This is a genomic window from Proteiniphilum sp. (assembly GCF_034331125.1).
GTDB lineage: Bacteria > Bacteroidota > Bacteroidia > Bacteroidales > Dysgonomonadaceae > Proteiniphilum > Proteiniphilum saccharofermentans.
Window position 1 is genome coordinate 16,002 of record NZ_JAXQGC010000058.1, and the last position, 24,112, is coordinate 40,113.

At 44.5% G+C, this 24,112-nt stretch carries 17 protein-coding genes; 4 read left to right on the forward strand and 13 right to left on the reverse strand.

The features are described from left to right. Positions 1 to 300: 300 nt before the first annotated feature. The 7 genes from U2P89_RS13815 to U2P89_RS13845 all read right to left on the reverse strand — a co-directional run bounded on the left by U2P89_RS13815 (position 301) and on the right by U2P89_RS13845 (position 8,394). Positions 301 to 1,509 carry a sodium:proton antiporter gene (locus tag U2P89_RS13815; protein WP_092027373.1) on the reverse strand — a complete coding sequence of 403 codons (1,209 nt, stop codon included), beginning with the start codon at positions 1,507 to 1,509 and terminating at the stop codon, positions 301 to 303. Positions 1,510 to 1,676: 167 nt separating this feature from the next. Next, positions 1,677 to 2,147 (reverse strand): Rieske 2Fe-2S domain-containing protein, encoded by a 471-nt coding sequence (locus U2P89_RS13820; RefSeq protein ID WP_092027375.1) that lies wholly within the window; start codon positions 2,145 to 2,147, stop codon positions 1,677 to 1,679. Further along, positions 2,144 to 3,112 (reverse strand): aldo/keto reductase, encoded by a 969-nt coding sequence (locus U2P89_RS13825; protein WP_092027377.1) that lies wholly within the window; start codon positions 3,110 to 3,112, stop codon positions 2,144 to 2,146. Before U2P89_RS13825 ends, U2P89_RS13820 begins: the two co-directional genes overlap by 4 nt. A 29-nt stretch (positions 3,113 to 3,141) precedes the next feature. Continuing rightward, a complete protein-coding gene (gene mutL / locus U2P89_RS13830) occupies positions 3,142 to 4,977 on the reverse strand; it encodes a DNA mismatch repair endonuclease MutL (protein WP_091909076.1) in 1,836 nt (611 codons plus the stop codon). Positions 4,978 to 4,995: 18 nt separating this feature from the next. Beyond that, positions 4,996 to 5,319, reverse strand: coding sequence for a hypothetical protein (locus U2P89_RS13835; protein WP_091909073.1), 324 nt, complete (start codon positions 5,317 to 5,319; stop codon positions 4,996 to 4,998). A 65-nt stretch (positions 5,320 to 5,384) separates the two neighbouring features. Then, a complete protein-coding gene (locus U2P89_RS13840) occupies positions 5,385 to 7,007 on the reverse strand; it encodes an OstA-like protein (RefSeq protein ID WP_092027379.1) in 1,623 nt (540 codons plus the stop codon). A 16-nt stretch (positions 7,008 to 7,023) separates the two neighbouring features. Then, positions 7,024 to 8,394, reverse strand: a complete 1,371-nt coding sequence (locus U2P89_RS13845) for a peptidylprolyl isomerase (protein WP_092027381.1) — start codon at positions 8,392 to 8,394, stop codon at positions 7,024 to 7,026. A gap of 414 nt (positions 8,395 to 8,808) precedes the next feature. Here U2P89_RS13845 and U2P89_RS13850 point away from each other — a divergent pair, with 414 nt between their 5' ends. After that, positions 8,809 to 9,840, forward strand: a complete 1,032-nt coding sequence (locus U2P89_RS13850) for a glycoside hydrolase family 18 protein (RefSeq protein ID WP_083710893.1) — start codon at positions 8,809 to 8,811, stop codon at positions 9,838 to 9,840. A 77-nt stretch (positions 9,841 to 9,917) separates the two neighbouring features. Here U2P89_RS13850 and ppdK read toward each other — a convergent pair whose 3' ends face one another. From ppdK to ileS, 5 genes are all read right to left on the reverse strand, one after another. After that, positions 9,918 to 12,638, reverse strand: a complete 2,721-nt coding sequence (ppdK, locus tag U2P89_RS13855; protein ID WP_322191666.1) for a pyruvate, phosphate dikinase — start codon at positions 12,636 to 12,638, stop codon at positions 9,918 to 9,920. 128 nt (positions 12,639 to 12,766) lie between these two features. After that, a complete protein-coding gene (locus U2P89_RS13860; RefSeq protein WP_322191667.1) occupies positions 12,767 to 13,666 on the reverse strand; it encodes a DUF4296 domain-containing protein in 900 nt (299 codons plus the stop codon). Continuing rightward, positions 13,656 to 14,333: a lipoprotein signal peptidase gene (locus tag U2P89_RS13865; RefSeq protein ID WP_076928586.1), complete on the reverse strand. Its 678-nt coding sequence runs from the start codon at positions 14,331 to 14,333 to the stop codon at positions 13,656 to 13,658. The genes U2P89_RS13860 and U2P89_RS13865 overlap by 11 nt, the downstream gene beginning before the upstream one ends. Before the next feature lie 99 nt (positions 14,334 to 14,432). Continuing rightward, positions 14,433 to 14,813: a TraR/DksA family transcriptional regulator gene (locus U2P89_RS13870; protein ID WP_019541227.1), complete on the reverse strand. Its 381-nt coding sequence runs from the start codon at positions 14,811 to 14,813 to the stop codon at positions 14,433 to 14,435. A 50-nt stretch (positions 14,814 to 14,863) separates the two neighbouring features. Next, positions 14,864 to 18,280, reverse strand: a complete 3,417-nt coding sequence (ileS, locus tag U2P89_RS13875) for an isoleucine--tRNA ligase (protein WP_322191668.1) — start codon at positions 18,278 to 18,280, stop codon at positions 14,864 to 14,866. Positions 18,281 to 18,499: 219 nt separating this feature from the next. Here ileS and U2P89_RS13880 point away from each other — a divergent pair, with 219 nt between their 5' ends. Next, positions 18,500 to 19,852, forward strand: a complete 1,353-nt coding sequence (locus U2P89_RS13880) for an ATP-binding protein (RefSeq protein ID WP_322191669.1) — start codon at positions 18,500 to 18,502, stop codon at positions 19,850 to 19,852. Positions 19,853 to 19,898: 46 nt separating this feature from the next. Here U2P89_RS13880 and U2P89_RS13885 read toward each other — a convergent pair whose 3' ends face one another. Beyond that, positions 19,899 to 20,294, reverse strand: a complete 396-nt coding sequence (locus U2P89_RS13885; protein ID WP_322191670.1) for a hypothetical protein — start codon at positions 20,292 to 20,294, stop codon at positions 19,899 to 19,901. A 130-nt stretch (positions 20,295 to 20,424) separates the two neighbouring features. On the opposite strand from U2P89_RS13885, the gene U2P89_RS13890 reads away from it, so the two are divergent. Then, on the forward strand, positions 20,425 to 20,616 hold the full coding sequence (locus U2P89_RS13890; protein ID WP_322191671.1) for a hypothetical protein: 192 nt from the start codon (positions 20,425 to 20,427) through the stop codon (positions 20,614 to 20,616). A 255-nt stretch (positions 20,617 to 20,871) separates the two neighbouring features. After that, entirely contained in the window at positions 20,872 to 24,111 is a 3,240-nt protein-coding gene (locus U2P89_RS13895) for a TonB-dependent receptor (protein WP_322191672.1), read from the forward strand. The last annotated feature ends 1 nt before the right edge of the window (position 24,112 follow it).

Genomic DNA, 24,112 nt, shown 5'->3' on the forward strand with positions numbered 1-24,112 from the left:
CCTTTTTGGGGCAAGGTTATGCTCTACCAACTGAGCTACTTCCGCAATAATATTTTGTTCTTTTACCGGATCCGCTGTTCCGTTACTTCCTTGCCAAGGTTAGTTTCCATTTCCTTTTTGGGGCAAGGTTATGCTCTACCAACTGAGCTACTTCCGCAATAATATTTAGAACAAAGATTATTAACGCATTAAAAACTCTGCCCTTTTTTGCGACTGCAAATGTAAATATGTTTCTCCGTATTTCAAAGCAATAAGGAGAATTTTTACAAGCAGAATTTAATTTATCTTGTTTATACCGCCCTAAACACCTATTTCTATCGTTTCCCGTACAGCATCCTGGGTCAGTTTCTTGGCATAACTGATAAAGAATCCGGTGAGTAACAGGTTTAAACACATAACCAAAACCGAGATAACCAGCAAAACACCTCCCAATTGATATCCGATCGCTATAAATAACACCCCGGCACCCACCTCTCCACGGGTAAACATACCCACAGAAACGGCAAGTCTTTCACCAATCTTACGATCCCGATAAAAAAGTAATGGAAAGAGCTTTCCTACATTGGATATAAGAGTGACCAAAACGACATGCAGGGCAATCACTCCCCAGGAAAGCATCGGTATGCGGGAAATTATAGAGGATGACTGCTCCGCCACTGCACCGAAGTCAACTCCGATAAATAAGGGCATACTCATCCCTACCAGCAACATGAAGAGATACGATATAGCGTTTCCGGCTCTTACACTCTTAGGATCAGGAGCCACACTGTGATCCTCTTTCATGATCATCCCAAGAATAAATGCCGGGAGAAGGATCTCAATATGTATGCTTCCATCACCGCCAAAGAAATAGGTCGATATCCGGTAAAGGGCTTCTATCAGGGCATACATAATGACAGAATACAATAATATTGACCTCCAGTCCTGACGGAGATTGTAGGTGTTCATCTTTTTCCAGCCCACCCATATCAACATGATGGCGATAATAAGTATCACGAACATCTGCCAACGCATTCCGATCATCAGTATCTGCAATGGAATCATTAGCAGGATGGTGTCCAGGTCGTCAAAAATAGCCAGCACCTGTACCTTTTTATACACCCATGTATGCTTTAATCCGGCAGCGATCAGCATCGTGAACAGAATACCAGCCGAAGTGGGAGCCGCGAAACGGCCCAACAGGAATGTTTCCTTCCAAGCATCTCCGCTCCCCCATAGTTGCATCCCGGGCGGCGCTACCGCAAACAGATAATACAGGGCTACCAGTATCCATGGGAATGCAGCCGCTCCCATAGCCACCAGATAATCTTTCGAATAGGATCGCCATTGTTTTTTATTTATTTCGAACTCGCGCCCTACATTGATCATGATAAACGCCAGCGAAACATATAATAATGCATCTAAGAAAATCTTGAACGAATAGAAATTATCACCTAAAAGATGAGGAACAAGCTGTGATAAAATAAGGCCGGTAACCAGCAAGAAAGAGAAAATAAAAACTTTTTTCATCCAGTAGAATTATTAAGGGTATAACAGAAAAATAAGTAAAAAGAACTATACCCGTGAAAAATTAGGGTGCAAAGGTAGTAAAAAAAATCGAATTACCACTACCACAATGGCAGCGAGATCAAAAAAAGGCGTATTTTTTATCAAAAATAATATTAAATCCTCTAAGGTTAATTGACTACCCGGTAACTGCCATCTTGCAGCGGTAACACATTGTACCGTTGCAAGGGCTCCGTTGAAGGTCCCGACTCCACACTGCCGAGACCGAACATAGTGACAAAAACGGAACCGCATAAGACACATTTTACCTTACCGTTATATCCCTCATTCTCTTCATAATCGGGGGTTACGGTTATTCCTTTGCTGTCCTCATGAGGACAGCAAAGATCAAAGGCGTGCAGATCCCCTCTTGCGTCGGAGACGACCAACACCCCGGCATAGCCAAAACGGTCGGAAGGAAGACGTCGCTCTTCTTCGGTAAAGATTTTATATGAGTGCGGATTATTCAATATGGCGTCATAACCACTGGGGTCAACCCTGAAATTCACAGGTGCATACGGAACGGTCTGACGGGCTGTTTCGTACCCGCAGGAAAATGCAAGCAGGATAATAACCGAAAGGACAAACACCATCCGTCTCATAATGTAGCTCCGTCAAGGATCGCATCAATCCGTTCCAGTTCTTCTTTCGTGAATGAGGTATTCTCTAACGCCTTGAGATTATCCTTCAACTGCGATACATTACGTGCACCCACAATAAGAGACGTGACTCTCTTATCTCTCAATGCCCATGCCAGTGCCATTTCGGCCATGGTCTGCCCTCTCTGTATAGCCATCGCATTCAACTGCTTCACCTTATCCATAAGCAATGAGGTCACCTGCTCTTTCTGCAAGAAACCGGATGGATTGGCGGCACGCGAATCTTCGGGAACTCCATTCAAATACTTATCGGTAAGGAGCCCTTGCGCCAACGGGGAAAAGGCAATAAATCCGGAACCGAATTCTTCAGTGATATCCAGGATATCCTTTTCAGGCAGGCGATTGAACATACTATATTTATCCTGAAAGATGAAACAGGGAACATCTCTCTCTTTCAGGTAGTTCATAGCAACACGCGCCTGTACGGGTGGATATTTGGACAAGCCTATGTAAAGGGCCTTCCCCTGTCGCACGATATCGACCAGCGCCTGCATTGTCTCCTCTACCGGCGTATTGGGGTCATAACGATGTGAATAGAAGATATCGAAATACTCCAATCCTGTCCGTTTAAGACTCTGATTGATGCTGGCCATAAGATATTTCCTCGATGAACCGTCTCCATAGGGGCCATCCCACATCAGATGCCCCGCTTTGGAGGAGATGATCATTTGGTCGCGATGGGAAGAGAGATCCTCTTTCAGTATCTTTCCGAAGTTCGATTCTGCTGATCCCGGAGGAGGACCATAATTATTTGCCAGGTCGAAATGGGTTATGCCCTGTTCAAAAGCATGTATTACCATTTCACGTGCAGTCTCATAATCATCGGCAAATCCAAAATTATGCCAAAGCCCCAGTGATATTTTAGGGAGTTGTACGCCGCTGTTTCCACAATAAGAATAATGTGTCATATCTGTTTAATTATGAAGGGTTAAACGTATCATTGCATTTTCTTTTCAATCTCAGCATCCGATATCACGCTGATTATAGTTTGTCCGTCGGGGGTATAAGTAGGAGAAGGTGACGCAAAGAGTTGGCTCACAATAAGCAACATCTCCTCCGTAGTCAATGTATTTCCGTAAGGAATAGCCGTCAGATTGGCAAGCGAAAGCGCTATTGATTCCTGTATTTCCGATTTCACGTCACTTCCCGTCTCCATACTTTTTCCGATCATGGAACGGATCAGTGCGGCAGGAGCAGCATTTTCAATTTCAGAAGGGACAGCCTGTATGGCAAAGCTGTGATTACCCAGATCGCTCAATTCAAAACCCAGCGCCTCCAAATCCTCCATGATGGAAGGCAAGGCGGCTGCCTCGGAAGCCGACAGTTCCAACACTTCGGGGAATAATACCCGTTGGGAGATTCCCCTTTTATTCCTTATCTGCTCCAGATATTTATCGAATAGGATACGTACATGCGCCTTGTGCTGATCAATAATCATCAATCCCGACTTGACCGAGGTGAGTATATATTTCTGCTTGTACTGGTAATGTTCCGGAGAAAGTTCAGTCTCAGGCAAATTACGGTCACTCCCCGCCGGCTTGAATAATGTAGCGGGGATTCTACTCTCTATTTCATCAACCAGTTCCTTTTCTTTTTCAAATCCTTTGTAAAGCTGCTCCCAACCAAAAGCAGGCACTTTCGGCTGCGGGGTTTCAGTACGGTGACTGTGAAACGGATTATAACCGGGATCAAGATTCACTTTCGGCATCGAAGAGGTGCGGGAGGGGTCGTAGACCGGTATTTCGGGTGCATCATCCCTGTCGAAGTCGATGGTAGGAATCGCATTGAATTTTCCCAGCGACTCTTTTACAGTCACCATCAGTATCTGCCAAAGAGCCTGTTCGTTCTCAAATTTAACCTCCGTCTTGGTTGGATGAATATTCACATCAATCGTATCTGGGTCAACTTGAAAATAGATATAGTAACCCGGCTTCTCGTTGGCCGCAATAAGCGGTTCAAACGCGGTAGTGACCGCACGGTGGAAGTAGGGATGCCGGATATACCGGTTATTGACGAAAAAGAACTGGTTTACTTTTCCCTTCCTGGCAAATTCGGGTCGGGCTATATAGCCATAAATCTTTCCAAGAGTAGTCTCCTCATTGATTTCGATCAACTGCTGATTCGTATTTTTCCCTTCTATCTGAACGATGCGTTGCCTCAGTCCCGTTTTGGGCAGATGGAGTGTTTCCACTCCGTTTTCAATCAGTGTAAATTCCACATCGGGATTAACCAGCACGATACGCTCGAATTCGGTAAAAATATTTCGGCGTTCCGTCTCATTGGATTTCAGGAATTTTCTCCTTGCCGGCACATTGAAGAAAATATTCTTCACGGTGATTGAGGTCCCGGTAGCTGCTGCCACCATCTCCTGTTTTTCGACCTTCGATCCGGAAATGACCAGCAGCGATCCCAATTCATCCTCTTCCCTCCGACTCTTTACCTCTATATGGGAGATCGCAGCAATAGAAGGGAGGGCCTCACCCCGAAATCCCATCGTGGTAAGTGAAAACAGATCATCGGCACTCCGTATCTTGGAGGTGGCATGACGTTCGAAAGCCATCCGCAGATCGGTAGCAGACATCCCTTTGCCATTATCAATAACCTGGATAAAGGTACGTCCGGCATCCTTCACACTGAGAATAATATGTGTAGCGCCGGCGTCGAGCGAGTTCTCGATCAATTCCTTCACTACCGATGCAGGGCGCTGTATTACCTCACCCGCAGCAATTTGATTGGCAATGGAATCCGGAAGGAGATGAATAATATCAGGCATATTCTATATCCGTGCTATCTAACGTAAAAACCAGAAAAAGAAGATCGCGAAAAGAACCACAAGGATAATGATAAGCAATCCATTATTAGCGAAAAAAGAATTTCTCCCGGAATTTTCCTTCTCCTTACGTTTTTTCAGATGACGCGTCTGGGAAACAAATTCCGTCTTAAAATCCTTCCTTTCGACCGGTTTTTCCTCCGGCAATACCCCCATCTCCCTTTTAACTTTCTCGATCCTGTCTTGCAAGTTCTTCTTGCGCTCCTCCTCTTCCGGATTATAAAGGATGGGCGTATAATTGAATTTACGCGGTTTTCGGTTATTATAAAAAAAGAAAACACCCATAATAAGCTGCTGTTTGGTTTATGAAAAAATAAAAAAACGAAGTAAAACAGGCAAATCACACAAGATTAGAGCGTGACATCTTCTCTCTCAAAGCGTCCCCGACGGGGTTCTGTAGCTTCGGAGCTACGCCGTTCATTCCTGCGGAAAATATCATCAGGACCAGTAGGTCGCAAATAATTGAGCCAGACAAATTCTTTAAGTCGAGTCTCTTCGGGTTTTAACAGGGGCAAAGGAGTCATGACTCCTGAAGTCGCTGAATACGTTTTTAATTTCGTAATCCGGTTCTTTTCTGTATCCATCTCCAGATAAGCACTCTCCATCCTATTCAACCCGATGATAGTACTGTCTTCCTGCATTGCATAGTATAGTGAAACTGCATCACCTTCCACCAGGACATGATAGAGTTCCCCGTCACGGAAGAAAGCGGTCATATCCCTACCGCTCAATTGATTGAACTGATCCTTTTCCATCCTCTCCTGGATAGCCAGTGCATAATCTCTCACAATAGCTTTTTCGATGGTGGAGTCGTTCAGGAAAACATCGATCCGGTTTCCCAGTATCTGATTATTATCGCTCCATATTACAGGATCACCAATCATATAGAGTATGGAGTCGGCTGAGGCATAGTGCAGCGAGTCACATACACCCTGAAGGTCTGAGCGATAGAAACGTACGTTATAGAAAGCCTTCACATCCCGGTATATTGAATCGGTTTTCATGATGAGCGTGTCACCGTGCACATACAGGCTGTCGCCTTGAGAGTAGTCAATGGCATATGCCTTGTCTGTAGCCATTCCATACTCCGTCTTTTCATCATAATAACCATAATTCCCCCTCAGGATAGCCTTCTGGGCCTTATCCTCCAGGAACATATCCCCAAACACCTCTCCTTGTCCCGTTTGACGGTTATAGAGTATAGTATCGCCGATAAGTACTTTTGTCCCGTCATTGCTATACACTTCCGAACGGTCCAATAATTTGGAGTCGTCTGTCACAGTATTATACCATCCCTTGCTTGTATGCACATAACCGCTGTCGGATACAATACGTGAAGGACCCAGGATATCGACAAATTTCGACTCGGTGTTGTATTTCAACGTATCGGCATAAATAATATAGTCTTCATTGACCAGTTTCACACTGTCATTGAACAGTGCCACCTTAGTATCAGGGCTATATTGCCCCCAGTAAGAAGTCAACTCGTTCTTCTCATCCACCAGCATCCCTCCATCGAAGTAATATCCCAGATTGGTAGTACGGTCGTAATCGAGGCTATCGGTAAAGAGCGTAGCAGTCCGGTCTTCCATCCGGATATTATCACGAAGCCGTGCCAACCGGATATTTCCATCGTAGTGCAGGTAGTCACCATACACAAAGATGGTGTCCCCCTGCTCCATTCTCACATTGCTGAATGCTTCAAATGAATTGGCCTGCTGATAGAGGTAAGCACTATCGCAATACATGAATGCCCCTTCGTGATAAAAGACCACATTACCTGTAAAGATTTGCGCGTCGAATCCATCCCTCTTGCTCAAAAGATCAGCCTGCCTCATTTCCACAATCTCCACCGGAGGATCCGCGGATTGTTGCCGGAGAGGTTGCTGTGCATAAGTCGACGCTAACATAAGCGAAAGTAGCCCAAACAAAAGTATGCCTCCCCTGAAAGATTGCAAGCGTTGTTTCTTCATTGCCGTAAGAGCACAGTTATTTTAGCCAATCCTTGTATTTATATTCGCATCCTTGCCATTCGGGATCTATGCGAACATACGTTTTCCTGATTTTATCCTGCAGCCATTCATCCACCAGCTTTTGCTGTTTGGCATTCTCTGCCATCTGTTTGATGATCTGGTAATCGTTATTGATATTGGCCCTATGCCCTTCGTTGCGGTCAGTAATTTTAATAATTGCTGCCACCTCGCGCCCTTTGTCATTTATCATAATAAATGGCGTGGACACCTCTCCTTTCTTCATTTCGCCCGCAATCTTTGCAATATCCTGATTTAACTCGTTCAGGGCAAACCGTGGCGTACCGGCATTGGCACTTCTAGGGGTATTATTCACCATAATCCCTCTGTTATTCCGGGTGTCTTTATCTGCAGAGAGGTAAGTGGCTGCATCGTCAAACGTAATTTTCTTGTCCATGATTCCAGTCCTGATAGAGTCGAGGCGGATGATCGCCATATCGAGAGACACCTTAGGTGCTTTCGGCTTCAACAATATATGCCGGAAGTTTCCCATATCGTTTCTCCGTTCGATCAACTGGATGATATGAAAACCATATTCAGTCTCCACAATATTCGATACTTTTTGCGGATCATTCAGCGCGAAGGCCACATTGGCAAACTCAGGAGACAAAGAAGAGCGGTTCATAAAGCCCAATTCTCCCCCTCTCATAGCCGATCCCTGGTCTTCGGAATGGAGTATGGCCAATGTAGACATGCTATTTTTACCACTGGTTATCTGTTCCGTATAATCTCTCAACTGCGCCTTGACCCTATCAATTTCCTCCAATGGAATTTCCGGCTCTACCGTGATGATCTGCACTTCCAGTGTCGTCGGAATGAAGGGAAGGCTGTCCTGGGGAAGGCTGTTATAATATTTCCGGATTTCGGAAGGTGTCAATTGCACGCTTCCGAAATGCTTCTGTTGCACACCTTCTATGAGTTGCTGTTCACGGAGCTGCTCACGCAGGTCTTCCCGGATGGCAGTGATACTTTTACCCCAATATTCTTCCAACCTCTCTACTGAACCAACGGAAGCAATATATTCATTGATCATGTACTCCAGTGAACGGCTCACCTGTGATTCCTGCACTTCAATACTGTCGAGCTTCGCCTGATCGAGAAACAGTTTCCTGATAGCCAACTGCTCGGGAATAAAACAATAGGGATCACCTTCAATACGCTGATTCTGCATCAGTATCTCTTTACGGTATTCTTCCACCTCTGATTTCAGGATAGCTTCATCGCCTACCACCCATACAATCTCATCGACCACATTATTCTGGGCAATCATCAGACTGGGAACGAATAACATCGCCATAAAAAAGAACAATATCTTCACTGAATATTTCATATGATTATTTTATTGTTTTATTTCGGTATATGGAACCTTTGATGTTCAAAATAATCATTACCTTCGGGTGTTTAATGATTATTTTAAACATGTCGGTTTCATACGATAATATTTAATTTTTTACACTGTGCCCGTATGGAACTCGCATATTATCATGTTCTTGAGCGAGAACAATTTTCATGCTCGTTTCATCTGAAAAACTACATTCCAACTCTTACACCCCAATTCTGGGAGTGTAAAAGTAATGATAATCCCCTTAGCAGCAAAATAGTTTGATGGTTAAAAGTAGTTATATCGGCAGAAGGGAAGGTTCGCCGATTTTAAAAAAGCAAGCAGCCTTTTGATTTAAAATAAAATTTCTTTTTGTTTTTCTTTTTTATTTATAGATATTTGTCCTTTTAATATCTTAGTAAGATGAAAACAACCTTAAAAGAGATTTACGTTCTGTTGGCATTGATGCTCGTTATATTTTCTTCATCTACGACTTCAACAACAGGGAAATCGGACACCCCTCCAAAAGTGATTGTAGCATATGTTACTTCCGGGAGTTCAATTATGCCTGATCCGGCATATATGACACATATTAATTACGCTTTCGGACATGTAAACGATTCATTTAACGGAGTACGTATCGACAATCCAGACCGATTAAAACAAATCGTTTCCCTAAAAAGGAAAAAACCGTCCCTAAAAGTACTACTGTCGATTGGAGGATGGGGCAGCGGCCGATTCTCCGAGATGGCCGCCACGGCAAAGAACAGAGAACAGTTTGCGGAAGAATGCCGGCAGATTGTAAATGAATTCAATCTTGATGGTATTGATCTCGACTGGGAATACCCTACGAGTTCTGCCGCAAATATCTCATCTTCTCCCGATGACACTGACAATTTCACCCTTCTTATGAAGGATATAAGAGGCGCCATTGGAAAAGAAAAGCTGCTAACACTGGCTTCTGCAGCATCTGCCAAATATATCGACTTCAAGGCTATTGACCCCTATGTGGATTTTGTGAACATCATGGCTTACGATATGGCTACTGCCCCAAAACACCTTTCAGCACTGTATCCTTCCGAGCATAGTGGCCGTTTAACATCCGACGAAGCGGTAAAAAGACACCTTGCGGCAGGATGCCCCAAGCATAAACTAGTGCTTGGCATGCCATTTTATGGCCGAGGCGAGAAAAACAAGATCCCTGACTTCATCGATTATAAAGAGATTGAGAAACTGACCGGTTTCACCACTCTTTGGGATGAAAGAGGGCAGGTTCCCTATCTTGTCGATTCAATCGGACAATTGGTCTGCGGTTTTGAGAATCCTCGTTCATTAACAATTAAATGCCAATATGTAAAAGACCAGGGACTGCTCGGCGCCATGTATTGGGAGTATAACTGTGACAACGAAGCGGGAGACCTAAGAAAGGCCGTTTACGAGACAATTATGCATTGATTTCCCCGTTGGCCACTGGATAAAAACAAACAGAGGCGCCATCAAGACGCCTCTATAGCAAAATATCTAACCTGAAGTTATCCTTCGATCGCTGCCTGTGCTGCGGCTAAGCGTGCTATAGGCACACGGAACGGGGAACAGGAAACATAGTTCAGTCCCACCGTATGGCAGAATTTCACTGACGACGGTTCGCCCCCGTGCTCTCCACAAATACCGCACTTAAGGGTGGGTCTGACTTCACGTCCTTTCTGCACAGCCATACTTACAAGCTGTCCCACTCCATTTTGGTCGAGTACCGCAAACGGATCATGTTTCAGGATTCCCTTATCCAGATACATCGGCAGGAATTTAGCTACGTCGTCACGACTATAACCGAAGGTCATTTGCGTAAGGTCGTTCGTTCCGAATGAGAAGAAATCGGCTTCTCTGGCAATCTTATGCGCCGTAAGCGCTGCACGTGGTATCTCAATCATCGTACCGATCTTATACTCTACCGAGTCATTCTTTTCTGCAAATACTTTTTGGATAGTATTTTCGATGATGTCTTTCTGGGCTTTGAACTCATGGACGATACCGGTGAGGGGAACCATGATTTCAGGACAAGCGGTAATACCTTCTTCCTTCAGCTCAATGGCCACTTCCATAATGGCACGGGCCTGCATCTCGGTGATCTCCGGATAGAGGTTTCCGAGGCGACAACCACGCAGACCTAACATCGGGTTTGATTCGAGCAATCCTTCCACCCGTTCGTGAATATCTTTGTAAGAGATCCCCATTACCCTGGCCATTTCCATCTGCCCTTTTTCATCGTGAGGGACAAACTCGTGCAATGGCGGATCGAGCAGGCGAACAGTAACGGGCAGGCCGTCCATCGCCCTGAAAATTCCGGCAAAATCCTTTTTCTGCAATGGGAGCAGTTTCTCCAGCGCTTTTCTACGTCCCTCTTCATCTTTTGCGAGGATCATCTCCCTCATGGGAATAATCTTATCTTCTTCAAAGAACATATGTTCCGTACGGCACAAACCAATACCTCTAGCTCCAAAATCGCGGGCCACTTTGGCATCACGCGGGGTGTCGGCATTGGTTCTCACATCCATACGGGCATATTTATCGGCGATCTCCATCAATTCGTTGAAATCGGCATCCAGTTCAGCATCCTGGGTTTCTATTCTACCTTCATATACAAGACCGGTGGAACCGTTCAATGATATCCAGTCTCCCTCTTTCAGTTCCTTGCCGTGAATGGTCATGGTACGTTCTTTATAATTGATCACCACATTGTTGGCAGCCGAAACACAACATTTACCCATTCCTCTTGCCACTACGGCTGCATGGGAAGTCATCCCGCCGCGTGCGGTAAGGATTCCCTGCGCAGTAGCCATACCACGTAAATCTTCGGGCGATGTTTCAATACGACAAAGGATCACCTGCTTACCTTCTTTGCTCCACTCTTCCGCCTCATCGGCATGAAATACCACCTGACCGGTAGCAGCTCCCGGAGAAGCCGGTAGGCCATTGGTCAACGGTTTAGCCTGTGCAAGTGATTTCTTATCGAAGACCGGATGGAGCAACTCATCCAACTTTTCAGCGTCACACCGTTTCAGTGCAGTTTTTTCATCAATATATCCCTGGTGGAGCATATCAATAGCGATTTTCACCATCGCAGCACCGGTACGTTTTCCACTACGGGTCTGCAATAACCAGAGTTTTCCGTCCTGGATGGTGAACTCAAGGTCTTGCATATCCTTGAAATAGTCCTCCAGTTTCTGCTGAACTTCAATTAATTCCTTTGCACATTCGGGAAGCGCTTCTTCGAGTGAAGGATATTTTGCAGCACGCTCCTCTTCTGAAATACCCTGCAGTTTTGCCCAACGACGGGATCCCTCGATAGTAATCTGCTGAGGTGTGCGTACTCCGGCAACCACATCTTCGCCCTGGGCATCGATCAGATATTCACCGTTGAAGATATCTTCCCCGGTAGCAGCATCGCGGGTGAAAGCAACTCCTGTACCGGAGGTCTTACCCATATTACCATACACCATTGCCTGCACATTGACAGCGGTACCCCACTCTTCAGGGATATTGTTCATCTTACGATAGAGGATCGCACGTTCGTTCATCCAACTATCGAAGACGGCACAAACAGCTCCCCACAACTGATCCCATGGATCTACCGGAAAATCATTACCGGTATTTTCCTTTACGGCCGTCTTGAATCTTTTCACAAGTTCTTTCAGGTCATCGGTGGTAAGATCGGTATCCAGTTCTATTCCTTTGGATTCCTTCACCTCATCCATAATCTCTTCGAAAGGATCAATATCTTCTTTGCTTTGGGGTTTCATTCCCAATACCACATCCCCATACATCTGCACGAAACGGCGATAGGAATCCCAGGCAAAACGCTCATTACCCGACTTTTTGGCAATTCCCTCCACGGCATCATCATTCAGGCCAAGATTTAACACGGTGTCCATCATTCCGGGCATGGATACACGCGAGCCGGAACGGACAGATACCAGACAGGGGTTCTCCTTGTCTCCGAACTTTGTTCCTGTCAACTCTTCAATCTGGGCTACTGCTTGCTCAACTTCCTCCTTCAGGAGACCTACCACATAATCTCTACCCAATTCGTTATATTCCGTACAGACTTCAGTAGTAATAGTGAAACCCGGAGGAACGGGAACGCCAATTAAATTCATTTCTGCAAGATTCGCGCCCTTCCCGCCAAGCAGGTTTTTCATATCTGCCCGCCCTTCAGCTGCACCGTTTCCAAAGGTATAAACTCTCTTTTTTTTCATTTTGATGTTAAGTTATGACGAGTAAATGTTAAAATTTTATTATTATTTTTATTATATCCGGCAAATATAGCAATTTATCTAAAATATAAGTCATTATGACATATTACTTTTCTCTATAGGGCATTATATTACATCTCTTGTATGGAATCAGGTTGAAAAGAATTCATGGAATCCGGGACTGGAAGCCTCGTAGAATCAGGATTTAACGGTTCTCCATCCAGAGTATCCAACCCCATCTTTAAAGTGTCTGTTTCTAAAACGGCTGACTGTATATCTCCGAAAAATATATTGTATAATTGAATGTGAGGCATTACACCCGTCGAGTCCTGCAGATGTATAAAGCCTCTTATTTCAGTGATCGTATCTCCCGGAATATACTTTGATCCGGTGAGTTCGTAAGTTTTATTTTCCCTTATTTTCTGGAACCGGTAGATGGTAGTATCTGAATAAACCATTGTAAGCAATGATGTAAAGGAAGACGAAAACCGGGGTGGGATTCCTATTGTACTGAAAGTAAACAGAAAATCTTCTCCGATAACTTTGGAAGAAATTTCTGAGGAATCCAGGCGGAACCGGAGTCCTCTTTTTGCATCAGGCATCGAGAATATATAAACAGGAGGCAGGTAAGAGGGTGGCAGTAGTGCGGGATCAATCTGTTGCCCCTGAGTCTGCTGTGCCACCATAGCATCAATTTCTTGCCGGGCACGCTGCAGGCGAGCCTTTACCGAGTCATTCATTTTCAGATAGAGATCGATTCTGTCGGAATACCACGATAATGAGGTATCCCACTGTGCCTGGGTAGCCTTATGTGCCTGGAATACCTTATTGATATATGCTTCTTTCTTTTCGGGAGTGTTGAAATTCTGGTAGTCGTTTTCCATAGTTGCCTCGGCGATATACACGTCATACATCAGCCGTTCCATCTGTTTCCGGTTCAACACCTCCTTGGGGCGATTCTGGCAGGAATAGGCCAGTCCACCTAACAGAATGAACAGAAAAAAATATGCAACACTCTTTTTACTCTTCACTTCTGATTTGCTGATCTTGTTTCTCGTTTTCCAGTTTTTCACGCTCAACTTTCGAGAGCAATGAATAGGATAATGTTCTTCTGTAAAAAAGCAGTATCAGGATAACCCCCACAGTAATAGCCGAATCGGCAATATTAAATATGAACCGGAAGAAAAGGAATTCCTCTCCCCCCAGAAAAGGGATCCAATCAGGGTATGTACCACTGATCAAGGGAAAGTAAAACATGTCTACCACTCTCCCGTGCAGCAGTGAAGCATATCCTTCACCCCAGGGAACAAAGGAAGCGACATGTCCCGGATAACTAGCTTCAAAGATAACACCATAAAAGATACTATCAATAATATTTCCCGAAGCTCCGGCAAGGATCAGCGCCACACAGGCAATAAATCCGGCTCCGTAATTCTGCTTTATCAGCCGCGACAAATAAATGACAATAAAAACCACGGCAATGATACGGAAAAGCGAGAGAAACAATTTTCCTCCCGCCTCAATACCGAATGCCATCCCGTTATTCTCTACAAAATAGATCTTAAACCAGTCGAAAACATCAATGGCATCATACAGACCCATATGTGTTTTTACCCATATTTTAGAAAGTTGATCGACAAGGAGCACCGCCACAACAACGGCAATGGCAATCCATCTATTTCGTATACTATTCTTCATGCGCTTTTCTTTGTTTTACGGGCACAGAAAGCCTGAAAAGAGCTTCACCCCTTCCTCCTACTTTCACAAGTACCGCCCACATCTTCATCGGGAAAGTGATTATTTCTTCTTTTGCGATTTAGCTTCAATACTCAATGTGGCATGGGGTACGGCACGAAGACGTTCTTTCGGGATCAGCTTGCCGGTTTCACGACATATGCCATAAGTTCCGTTCTCAATGCGTACCATGGCAGCCTGAAGATTCTGGATAAACTTCATCTGACGTTGTGCCAGTCTTCCCGCTTCTTCTTTGGAGAGGGTAGATGCACCTTCTTCCAGCACTTTATAGGTAGGGGAAGTATCCACCGTATCGTTTCCGTCGGCATTGGTGACGGCAGCACGGTAATTTTCATACTCCTGTTTGGCTATCTGCAATTTCTCATTAATGATAGCTCGGAATTCTTCCAATTCCTCGTCTGAATATCTCGTCTTTTCGCTCATAATAGTTCATTATTTATTTTTTGCAAATATAGGCATAAATCACATAATTCTCAACTGTTTCTTACAATGCTGATAGTGAGCGTTTCATCATCAATCTCTATCACATCTTCAAGCGGTCCGCTCACCATGATGATCTCATCGGCCAGCACCTGATTTTTAATATAAGCGGCATTATGGGTAACAGCATCATCAAAAGCAGGATTGGACGAAATCCTGACATTGATCCGATCAGTAATTTCGAATTCCTTCGCTTTGCGCAGGTTTTGTATCCTGTTCACCAATTCGCGGGCGATCCCCTCTTCTTTGAGTTCAGCCGTAAGGGTGACATCCAGTGCCACCATCAGCCATCCTTCGTTAGCCACCAGCCATCCCGGGATATCTTCTGAGATGATCTCCACATCATCGAGTGTCACCAACGCTTCCTGTCCTTCTATAGTTAAACCGAAGCGACCGTTCTTTTCCAGTTCCTGGATCTCTTGGGGTGTCATGCCCTGTATTCTCGGGGCAAGCTGTTTCATTATTTTCCCGTAGCGCGGACCCAGCTTTTTGAAATCGGGCTTCACCCGTTTTACCAATATTTCACTGGCCGTATCCACAAACTGTAATTCTTTTACATTCACCTCACTGAGGATCAACGACTCTACAGCCTGGATATTTCTTTTCTGCTGCTCATCTACGACGGGGATCATAATCTTGGAGAGCGGCTGACGTACCTTGATATTTACTTTCCGGCGTAGCGAGAGTACAATGGATGAAGCAGTCTGGGCTAGATACATCTGCTCTTCGAGTTGCTTATCGACAAGCGAATCGTCCCACAATGGAAAATCAGCCAGATGTACCGATTCAAACTGCTCACTATCTGTTGCTGAAGTCAGATCGAGATATAGCCTGTCAGCATAAAAGGGAGCGATAGGTGCCATCAGCTTTGCCACGGTCACCAGACATTGGTACAGCGTCTGGTAGGCCGACAACTTATCATCGGTCATCTCTCCTCCCCAGAAACGTTTACGATTGAGGCGTACATACCAGTTGCTGAGATGATCGTTCACGAAATCTGCAATAGCACGTCCCGCTTTGGTGGGTTCGTATGCCTCATAACTTTGATCGACCTCTTTTATCAGCGAATGTAACATCGACAAAATCCAACGGTCGATCTCGGGCCGTTCATCGAGGGCGATCCGCTGATATTGATCGTGGAAATCATCCACGTTGGCATATAATACAAAGAATGAATAAGTGTTATAGAGTGTCCCGAAAAATTTACGACGTGCCTCTTCCACTCCTTCTATATCGAATTTCAGATTCTCCCATGGAGCAGCATTGGTGATCATATACCAGCGTAACGGGTCGGAACCATGCCGTTCTATCGTTTCAAACGGATCTACCGCGTTACCCAGCCGCTTCGACATTTTATTGCCGTTCTTATCGAGCACCAACCCGTTGGACACCACATTTTTAAAAGCTACGCTTCCTTTTACCATTGAAGCGATGGCGTGCAGGGTATAGAACCATCCGCGTGTCTGGTCTACTCCCTCCGCAATAAAATCGGCAGGAAATATTTTTTGAAAATCATCTTCTGCAATATGGGGATAAAATACCTGCGCAAAAGGCATGGCACCACTGTCGAACCATACGTCGATCAGGTCCGTCTCACGCTTCATCGGTTTGCCGCTATCGGACAACAGCACGATATCATCCACATAGGGACGATGCAAATCTATCTTATCATAGTCCGCCCCCTGGCCTTCTTCCAGATTCAGGCCACTCCAAGGCAACTCTTTCATCACACCGGCATCCATTGCCTTGCGTATCTCTCCAAACAATTCCTTTACGGAACCGATGCATTTCTCCTCTTTACCATCCTCGGTGCGCCATACCGGAAGGGGCGTACCCCAATAGCGGCTGCGGCTCAGATTCCAGTCCTGCAGGTTCTCGAGCCATTTCCCGAAACGTCCGGTACCGGTAGATTGCGGCTTCCAGTTGATGGTGTTATTAAGTTCTATCATCTTATCGCGACATGCCGTCGTACGGATAAACCAGCTATCCAGCGGATAATACAATACCGGTTTATCGGTCCGCCAGCAGTGCGGGTAGTTGTGCACCTGTTTTTCTATACGGAATGCGCGGTTCTGCTGTTTCAACATGACCGAGAGATCCACATCGAGCGTAGCATCCTCATCGGTAAGCGAATCGTCATAGGCATTTTTCACATACCGGCCGGCATATTCACCGTATAGTTCTGTATTTACATTATGCCGCACAAATCCGGGATCGAGGTCTTCAATACGGAAATATTTCCCGGTGAGGTCAACCATGGGGCGAAGATTCCCTTCTTTGTCGGTAAGGGTTAATCCGGGCACATCATTCTCCTTTCCTACTTTCGCGTCGTCCGCACCAAAAGTAGGGGCTATATGTACGATACCTGTACCGTCTTCCGTGGTTACGAAATCACCCGTCACCACTTTCAAACCGTTGTCCGACACTTTCACCCAGGGAATAAGCTGTTCATAAGCTATACCGGCCAGTTCAGCGCCTTTCCACTCCTTATCAATTACACGGAAAGGAATATTCTTGTCGCCCAGCTTATAATCATCCCACGAAAGTTCAGCGTTTTTCGCGGGGAAATAGGTATTCAGCAGGTTTTTAGCCAGCACGGCAGTCATCGGCCTGCCGCTGTAAGGATTATAGGTCTGCACCGCTACATAATCGATCTTGGGTCCTACAGCGAGCAGTACGTTGGAGGGCAGAGTCCAGGGCGTAGTGGTCCATGCCAGGAAGAACGGCTCCCCGAATTCAGTCCACTCCGGCAGCGGATTCTTTATTAAGAACTGAGCCGTACAGGTCGTATCTTTTACATCGCGGTAACACCCCGGCTGATTCAGTTCATGTGTACTGAGGCCTGTACCGGCCGCGGGCGAGTATGGTTGTATGGTGTATCCCTTATAGAGATATCCTTTTTCGTATAAATCTTTCAGGAGATACCACAGGGTTTCGATATAACGGTTGTCATAAGTGATATAGGGATCGTTCATATCCACCCAGTATCCCATCTTCCGGGTAAGGTCTTCCCACTCCCGGGTATATTTCATTACTTCGGTACGGCACGCCGCATTGTACTCTTCGACCGATATTTTTTCACCGATATCCTCCTTGGTAATTCCCAGCGATTTCTCCACACCTAATTCCACGGGTAACCCATGCGTATCCCACCCTGCTTTCCGGTTGACCAGAAAACCTTTCATGGTTTTATAACGACAGAAAATATCTTTAATGGAACGTGCAATCACATGATGGATGCCCGGCATCCCGTTAGCCGAGGGTGGCCCTTCGTAAAATACAAACGGCGTATGTCCCTCCCGCGTCTCCAGACTTTTCCTGAAAACCTCTTTTTCATCCCAGGCTTTCAACATCTCCCTGTTTATTGCCGAGAGGTCTAAATGGCTGTATTCCGGAAATTTCTTATTCATTGTCAATGAAATTTATACCACACAAAAATTAAGGTGCAAAGGTAACAATAAATTGAGAAACGGCAATCGAAACCCGGTACAAAAAAAACTTATTTCAACAATTTACACCCCCGATTTGATACAAAATTCAACAATTTACACCCCCGATTTGATACAAATATTACCATTTTCTACCCCCGATTTGACACAAAATATTATATTTGCAGAAATATTGAAGCTATGTTTGAACGAAATATTATTGCAGAATTAGAGAAATGGGCTGCAAAATTGAACCACAAACCATTGATATTAAGAGGATCTCGTCAAGTTGGCAAAACTACGCTTGTGGACTGTTTTTCGAAGAATTTCACAAATTACCTGTATTTGAATTTTGAAAAAAATCCGAGCACAATGGCTTTGTTCGAAAAAGAACAGGAAATTGACAATCTTATGGCTGAAATTTTCCTTTTTTGCAACAAGGAAAACAAACCGGGCAAAACGCTTCTGTTTATTGACGAAATTCAAAATTCAAACAGGGCCATCACTAAACTCCGTTATTTTTATGAGGCAAAAATACCTGATTTATATGTGATAGCAGCGGGTTCACTATTGGAAACGATGTTGAACAAAAAAGCATCTTTTCCTGTCGGACGGGTAGAATATTTGGCTGTCCGCCCCTGCGTTTTCAACGAATTTCTGAGGGCTATCGGCGAAACGCAACTTGAAAAAGCCTTGCCTGACGGTCAAATACCCGAAGCATTACATGCTAAAACAATAAATTTGTTCAACACTTTCACACTTATCGGCGGCATGCCTGAAGTAATTGCAGACTATGCCGCAAACAAGAATTTTGTTGGCCTGAACAGCATTTATGAAAGTTTACTGACAAGTTATCGTGATGATGTTGAAAAATATGCCCGAAACGATACAATGAGTCAAACTGTCCGCCACATTTTACAAGCGGGATGGAAATTTACCGCAGAACGCATTACTTTAGGAGGTTTTGCCGGATCCTCGTATAAGGCACGTGAAATGGGAGAAGCGTTTCGCACATTGGAAAAAACCTTTGTCCTGGAACTTTGCCATCCGACAACCGATACGGTTGTCCCCATAACAAAAAATTTGAAACGCTCGCCGAAATTATTCTGGCTTGATTGCGGTCTGGTAAATTATGCTGCAAATGTGCAAAAAGAAGTGTTTGGGGCAACCGACATTTTAGACGCGTGGCGGGGAAAAATTGCCGAACAAATTGTGGCGCAGGAACTACTTGCTTTAGATAACCGCGTTTCGAATCAACGGAACTTTTGGGTACGAAACAAAAAAGACTCCGATGCGGAAGTGGATTTTGTATTGCAATATGACAGTCAGGTTATCCCCATAGAAGTAAAATCAGGACATAATGCTAAACTCCGGTCCTTACATTTGTTTATGGAAGAAGCGCCGCACGATATTGCAGTAAGGATTTGGTCACAGCCGTTTTCAATTGACAAAGTCACGACACAAAAGGGGAAAAAATTCAAACTGGTCAACCTGCCGTTTTATTATATCGGCGTACTCAAAGAAATATTGAAAGAAGTACAAAAAACAGTCTGACTTCAGTGGACAAATAGGACTTCAACCACTATACCACTGGGCAGAATTATTTATCTTCAATACCATGCTGCACATCATTAGAACAGCTCTTTTTTAAATCATCGATTTGTGCAAGCAAGCGCTGGTTGGTTTCATGGAGATGTTTGTTTTCATTGATTTGGGCACCCAATTGAACGGATAACTCCTCTATTTTTCTTATCAAATCGGATATATCTATTGGTCGGATATATTGTTTCTCTTTTTCATTCAACTCATTATCAGATATAAGCATAGGAGCGTCCCCCGGGAGAAACCAAGCCGGATTCAAATCATGATAAATATCTAATATCTCTCTCAGTTTATCCACACCCAAGCTCTTTCCACTGTCTAAAAAACCTACCGACAAACCTGTTTTCAGGTAAAATTTATTTTTACTAATTCCTTTATATTTAAGGTATTCCAATATTTTTTGCTTATCGGTCATGATTTTTATCTTTAAAAATTTGGACAATACAGATAATTATCTTTATCTTTGTAGTGTGAATACTCACCACGTCTTCAAAGGTAGATATAATTGTAAAAAATCTAAGAATATGGAAGCAAAAAAATTATCATCGCCTAAATTACCCCTGCTTTTGCCGCACGGCTGGAAAAAAGAAGTCGCCCTGACGCTGGGCATACACCCGAATACCGTCAGCCGCGCCTTGCGTTCCCAAAAAGGGATAACCTATATAAAGATCGTAAAGGCAGCTGCGGCAAAATATGGAGAAAAAACGGAGACCTGATAACAATACAACAAAGAAAAATCTAAACGAATGGAATAATACTCTATTGATAATAAAATCTAATTCAATGAGATTGAAAACACATGGATTAATTCTATCAACAAAACACTCGGTACCGCTCCAGAAATGGAATGTTAAGTAACTTATTCTTCATTTTCTCTTCACGGGTCCTTAACATTATTAGCCTTTCTTTGCGGTCGAATTTCAATAATCAGTTATTTTATTAAAAGTTTATTCAACATGACAGAAAAACAAATGACATCAAAAAACATATTACGTGTGAATCTACTCGCAGCCTGCTTTTTATTCTGGTGTACGGTGTATTCGCAAAACGTGACGTTAAGAGGAACGGTTAAGGATGCAAACAACCTGCCTCTTATCGGAGTGAATGTGGTAGAAAAGGGTACCACTAACGGTACCATTACCGATATCGACGGGAATTACACCTTGTCTGCGCCTTCCGGAGCAACCATCGTTTTTTCATATATTGGCTTTGCTACACAGGAAGTCCAATGGGATGGGCAATCCGTCTTAAACATGGTATTACAGGAAGATGCGGAACTTCTGGATGAAGTGGTGGTAGTCGGATACGGAACTTCAAAAAAAGTAAATCTCACAGGGGCTGTAGAACAGGTAACCAGTGAGGTTTTTGAAAACAGGCCGGTGAACAATATGACCCAGGCGTTGGTGGGTGTTATACCTAATCTAAATATACAATTAAGCGATGGAAAACCCACTCAATCACCTTCATACAATGTCCGTGGTACAACCTCTATCGGTCAGGGAGGCAGCGCCCTGGTCCTGGTGGATGGCGTAGAGGGAGACCCCCGTATGCTCAACCCGAATGATATTGAAAGTGTTTCGGTATTAAAAGATGCGGCTTCCGCTTCAATTTACGGGGCAAGAGCCGCATTCGGCGTAGTGCTGATTACGACAAAATCAGCATCCAAAGGAAGAACATCATTGAATTATACCGGGAATTTCACCTCCAAACGGCCTACAACGGTTCCGGACAACATCACAGATTCCTATCCATGGGCGAAATCATTCAGTGATGCGTGGGCTAACTGGAACGATAACGGAAATACGCCCACTGCCATCAACAAAACAATGTCATTCTCACCTGCTTATCTGGAGGAGATCAAAAGAAGGTGGGAAGACCCGTCTCTCCCCCGGGTTGAAGTGAATCCTGTTACGGGCGCATACGAATATTATTATAGTACGGATTGGTATAAAGAGCTTTACAAGGATAGTTTCTTTGCACAGGATCACAACATATCCATGTCCGGAGGGAATGATCTTGCTTCATTTTATCTGAGTGGACGCTATAACGGAGAGGAAGGGTTATACAAGTATAATACCGACAAGTACTCGATGTATAATCTAAGAGGAAGGGGTAATGTACAGGTATTCAAATGGCTGAACATTGACAATAACGTAGAATACTCCTCTATGAAATACCGGCAACCTGTCAATGTGGGTGAAGGATCCAATATATGGCGTAATATGGCGGACGAGGCCCATCCTTTGGCGCCGCTTACCAATCCGGACGGAACCTTATCATTTCCTGCTGCGTATACGTTAGGAGACAGGTATCTGGGAAAAAACGGCGCGGATCTACATCAGAACATAATAAAGAATAAAACCGCATTGGAAGCTGTTTTTCTCGATAAAAGCTTAACCCTGCGTGCAGATTTTACTTTCCAGAATACGGAGTATGGTCACCAGCAAATAAGGGTCCAGGTTCCGTACAGCCGTTACGAAGGCCAGATCGGATATACCGGGACCAACACCAATGATTTGCAGGAACGTCGCAGCACAACGGATTACCTGGCTACAAACGTGTATGCCAATTATATCAAATCATTTGAGCAAAAACATAACTTCGAATTTCTGGCCGGGTTCAACTATGAACAATCCGTATATAAAAACGTGACTATGACCCGGAACGGAATAGTCTACGAAGATGCCAGGGATATTAATCTTGCATTGGGGAATAATATCACCACATCAGGCGGATACAGTAAATGGCGGATTGCAGGCAGCTTCTTCCGGATAAATTATAATTTTATGGAGCGCTACCTGCTGGAGGTAAACGGTCGTTACGACGGTTCATCAAAATTCCCCAGTAACCAGCAATGGGCATTCTTTCCCTCCGTATCCGCCGGATGGAGATTATCGGAAGAATCTTTCTGGCAAGTGGATCCAAATGCAATCTCAAATGTAAAATTCAGGATATCTTACGGTTCATTAGGTAACGGATCGATCAGTCCTTATACATTTACGGAAAATTTCGGGATCAGCCAATCCGGGAGGATACTAGGGGATACACGTCCTCAACGTACCGCCCAGCCCGGGGTGATACCTAATTCCCTGACATGGGAGACTGCCACGACGGGAAACATAGGATTGGATATAAACGCGTTAAACAACCGCTTATCATTTACCGGCGATATTTACAGACGATGGACGGATGACATGTATACCGTGGGACCCAGCGTGCCTGCTATTTTCGGCACCGACGTCCCCAAAGGCAACTACGGAGCATTGGAGACCACAGGCTGGGAAATATCCTTACACTGGGCGGATAGATTCATCCTGGGAGGGAAACCGTTCAACTACAGTGTCAGGGCAACATTGGCAGACTCGAAGTCGGTTATCACAGACTATTATAATCCCGATAAAAACCTTACGGACTATTATATCGGCCAGACAATCGGGGAAATATGGGGATACCGGGTAGAAGGCCTGTTCCAATCGGAAGAGGAGATTGCCAATTCACCCTCTCAATCCAATATCCTGGCTCACAATACCCGAAGAAACTATGTAGGTGATTTAAAGTTCAAGAATCTCGATGGAGATGATGAGATTTATCACGGTTTAAACCGCGCGGATGATTCCGGCGACAAAACAATTATCGGCAATAACTCCGCCCGGTATGTTTACGGATTTAATCTGGGCGCCGACTGGAATCGCTTTTTCCTGACGGCCTTCTTCCAGGGTGTGGGTAAACAGCAGTGGTATCCTTCCAGAGAAGCTCGCTTTTGGGGACAATACAATCGTCCTTACAACGATTATCCCCGCTGGCAGGAAGATCAACAATTCCGTCCGGAGCTGCAAAACTTCGATGCTTACCTGCCGCTTATATCGGGTTATACCGCTCAGAATGCAAACGGTCAGTTAGCCCTTCCCAATGACCGGTACCTGCAGAATGTAGCATATATAAGATTGAAAAACCTTCATTTCGGATATACGCTCCCTACCGGTATCTCTTCAAAGATCCAGGCGAATGATATAAAAATTTACCTCTCCGGGGAAAACTTATGGACATGGTCGCCTCTCTATAAAATTACACGGGATACGGATGTTACGAACATCTGGGGTGCCGGTACCCAATTAACCGGACTCAACAGCGATGATACACGGACTGACGGTGACGGTTACAATTATCCTACACTACAATCCATCTCTTTAGGTTTATCTATCAACTTTTAAA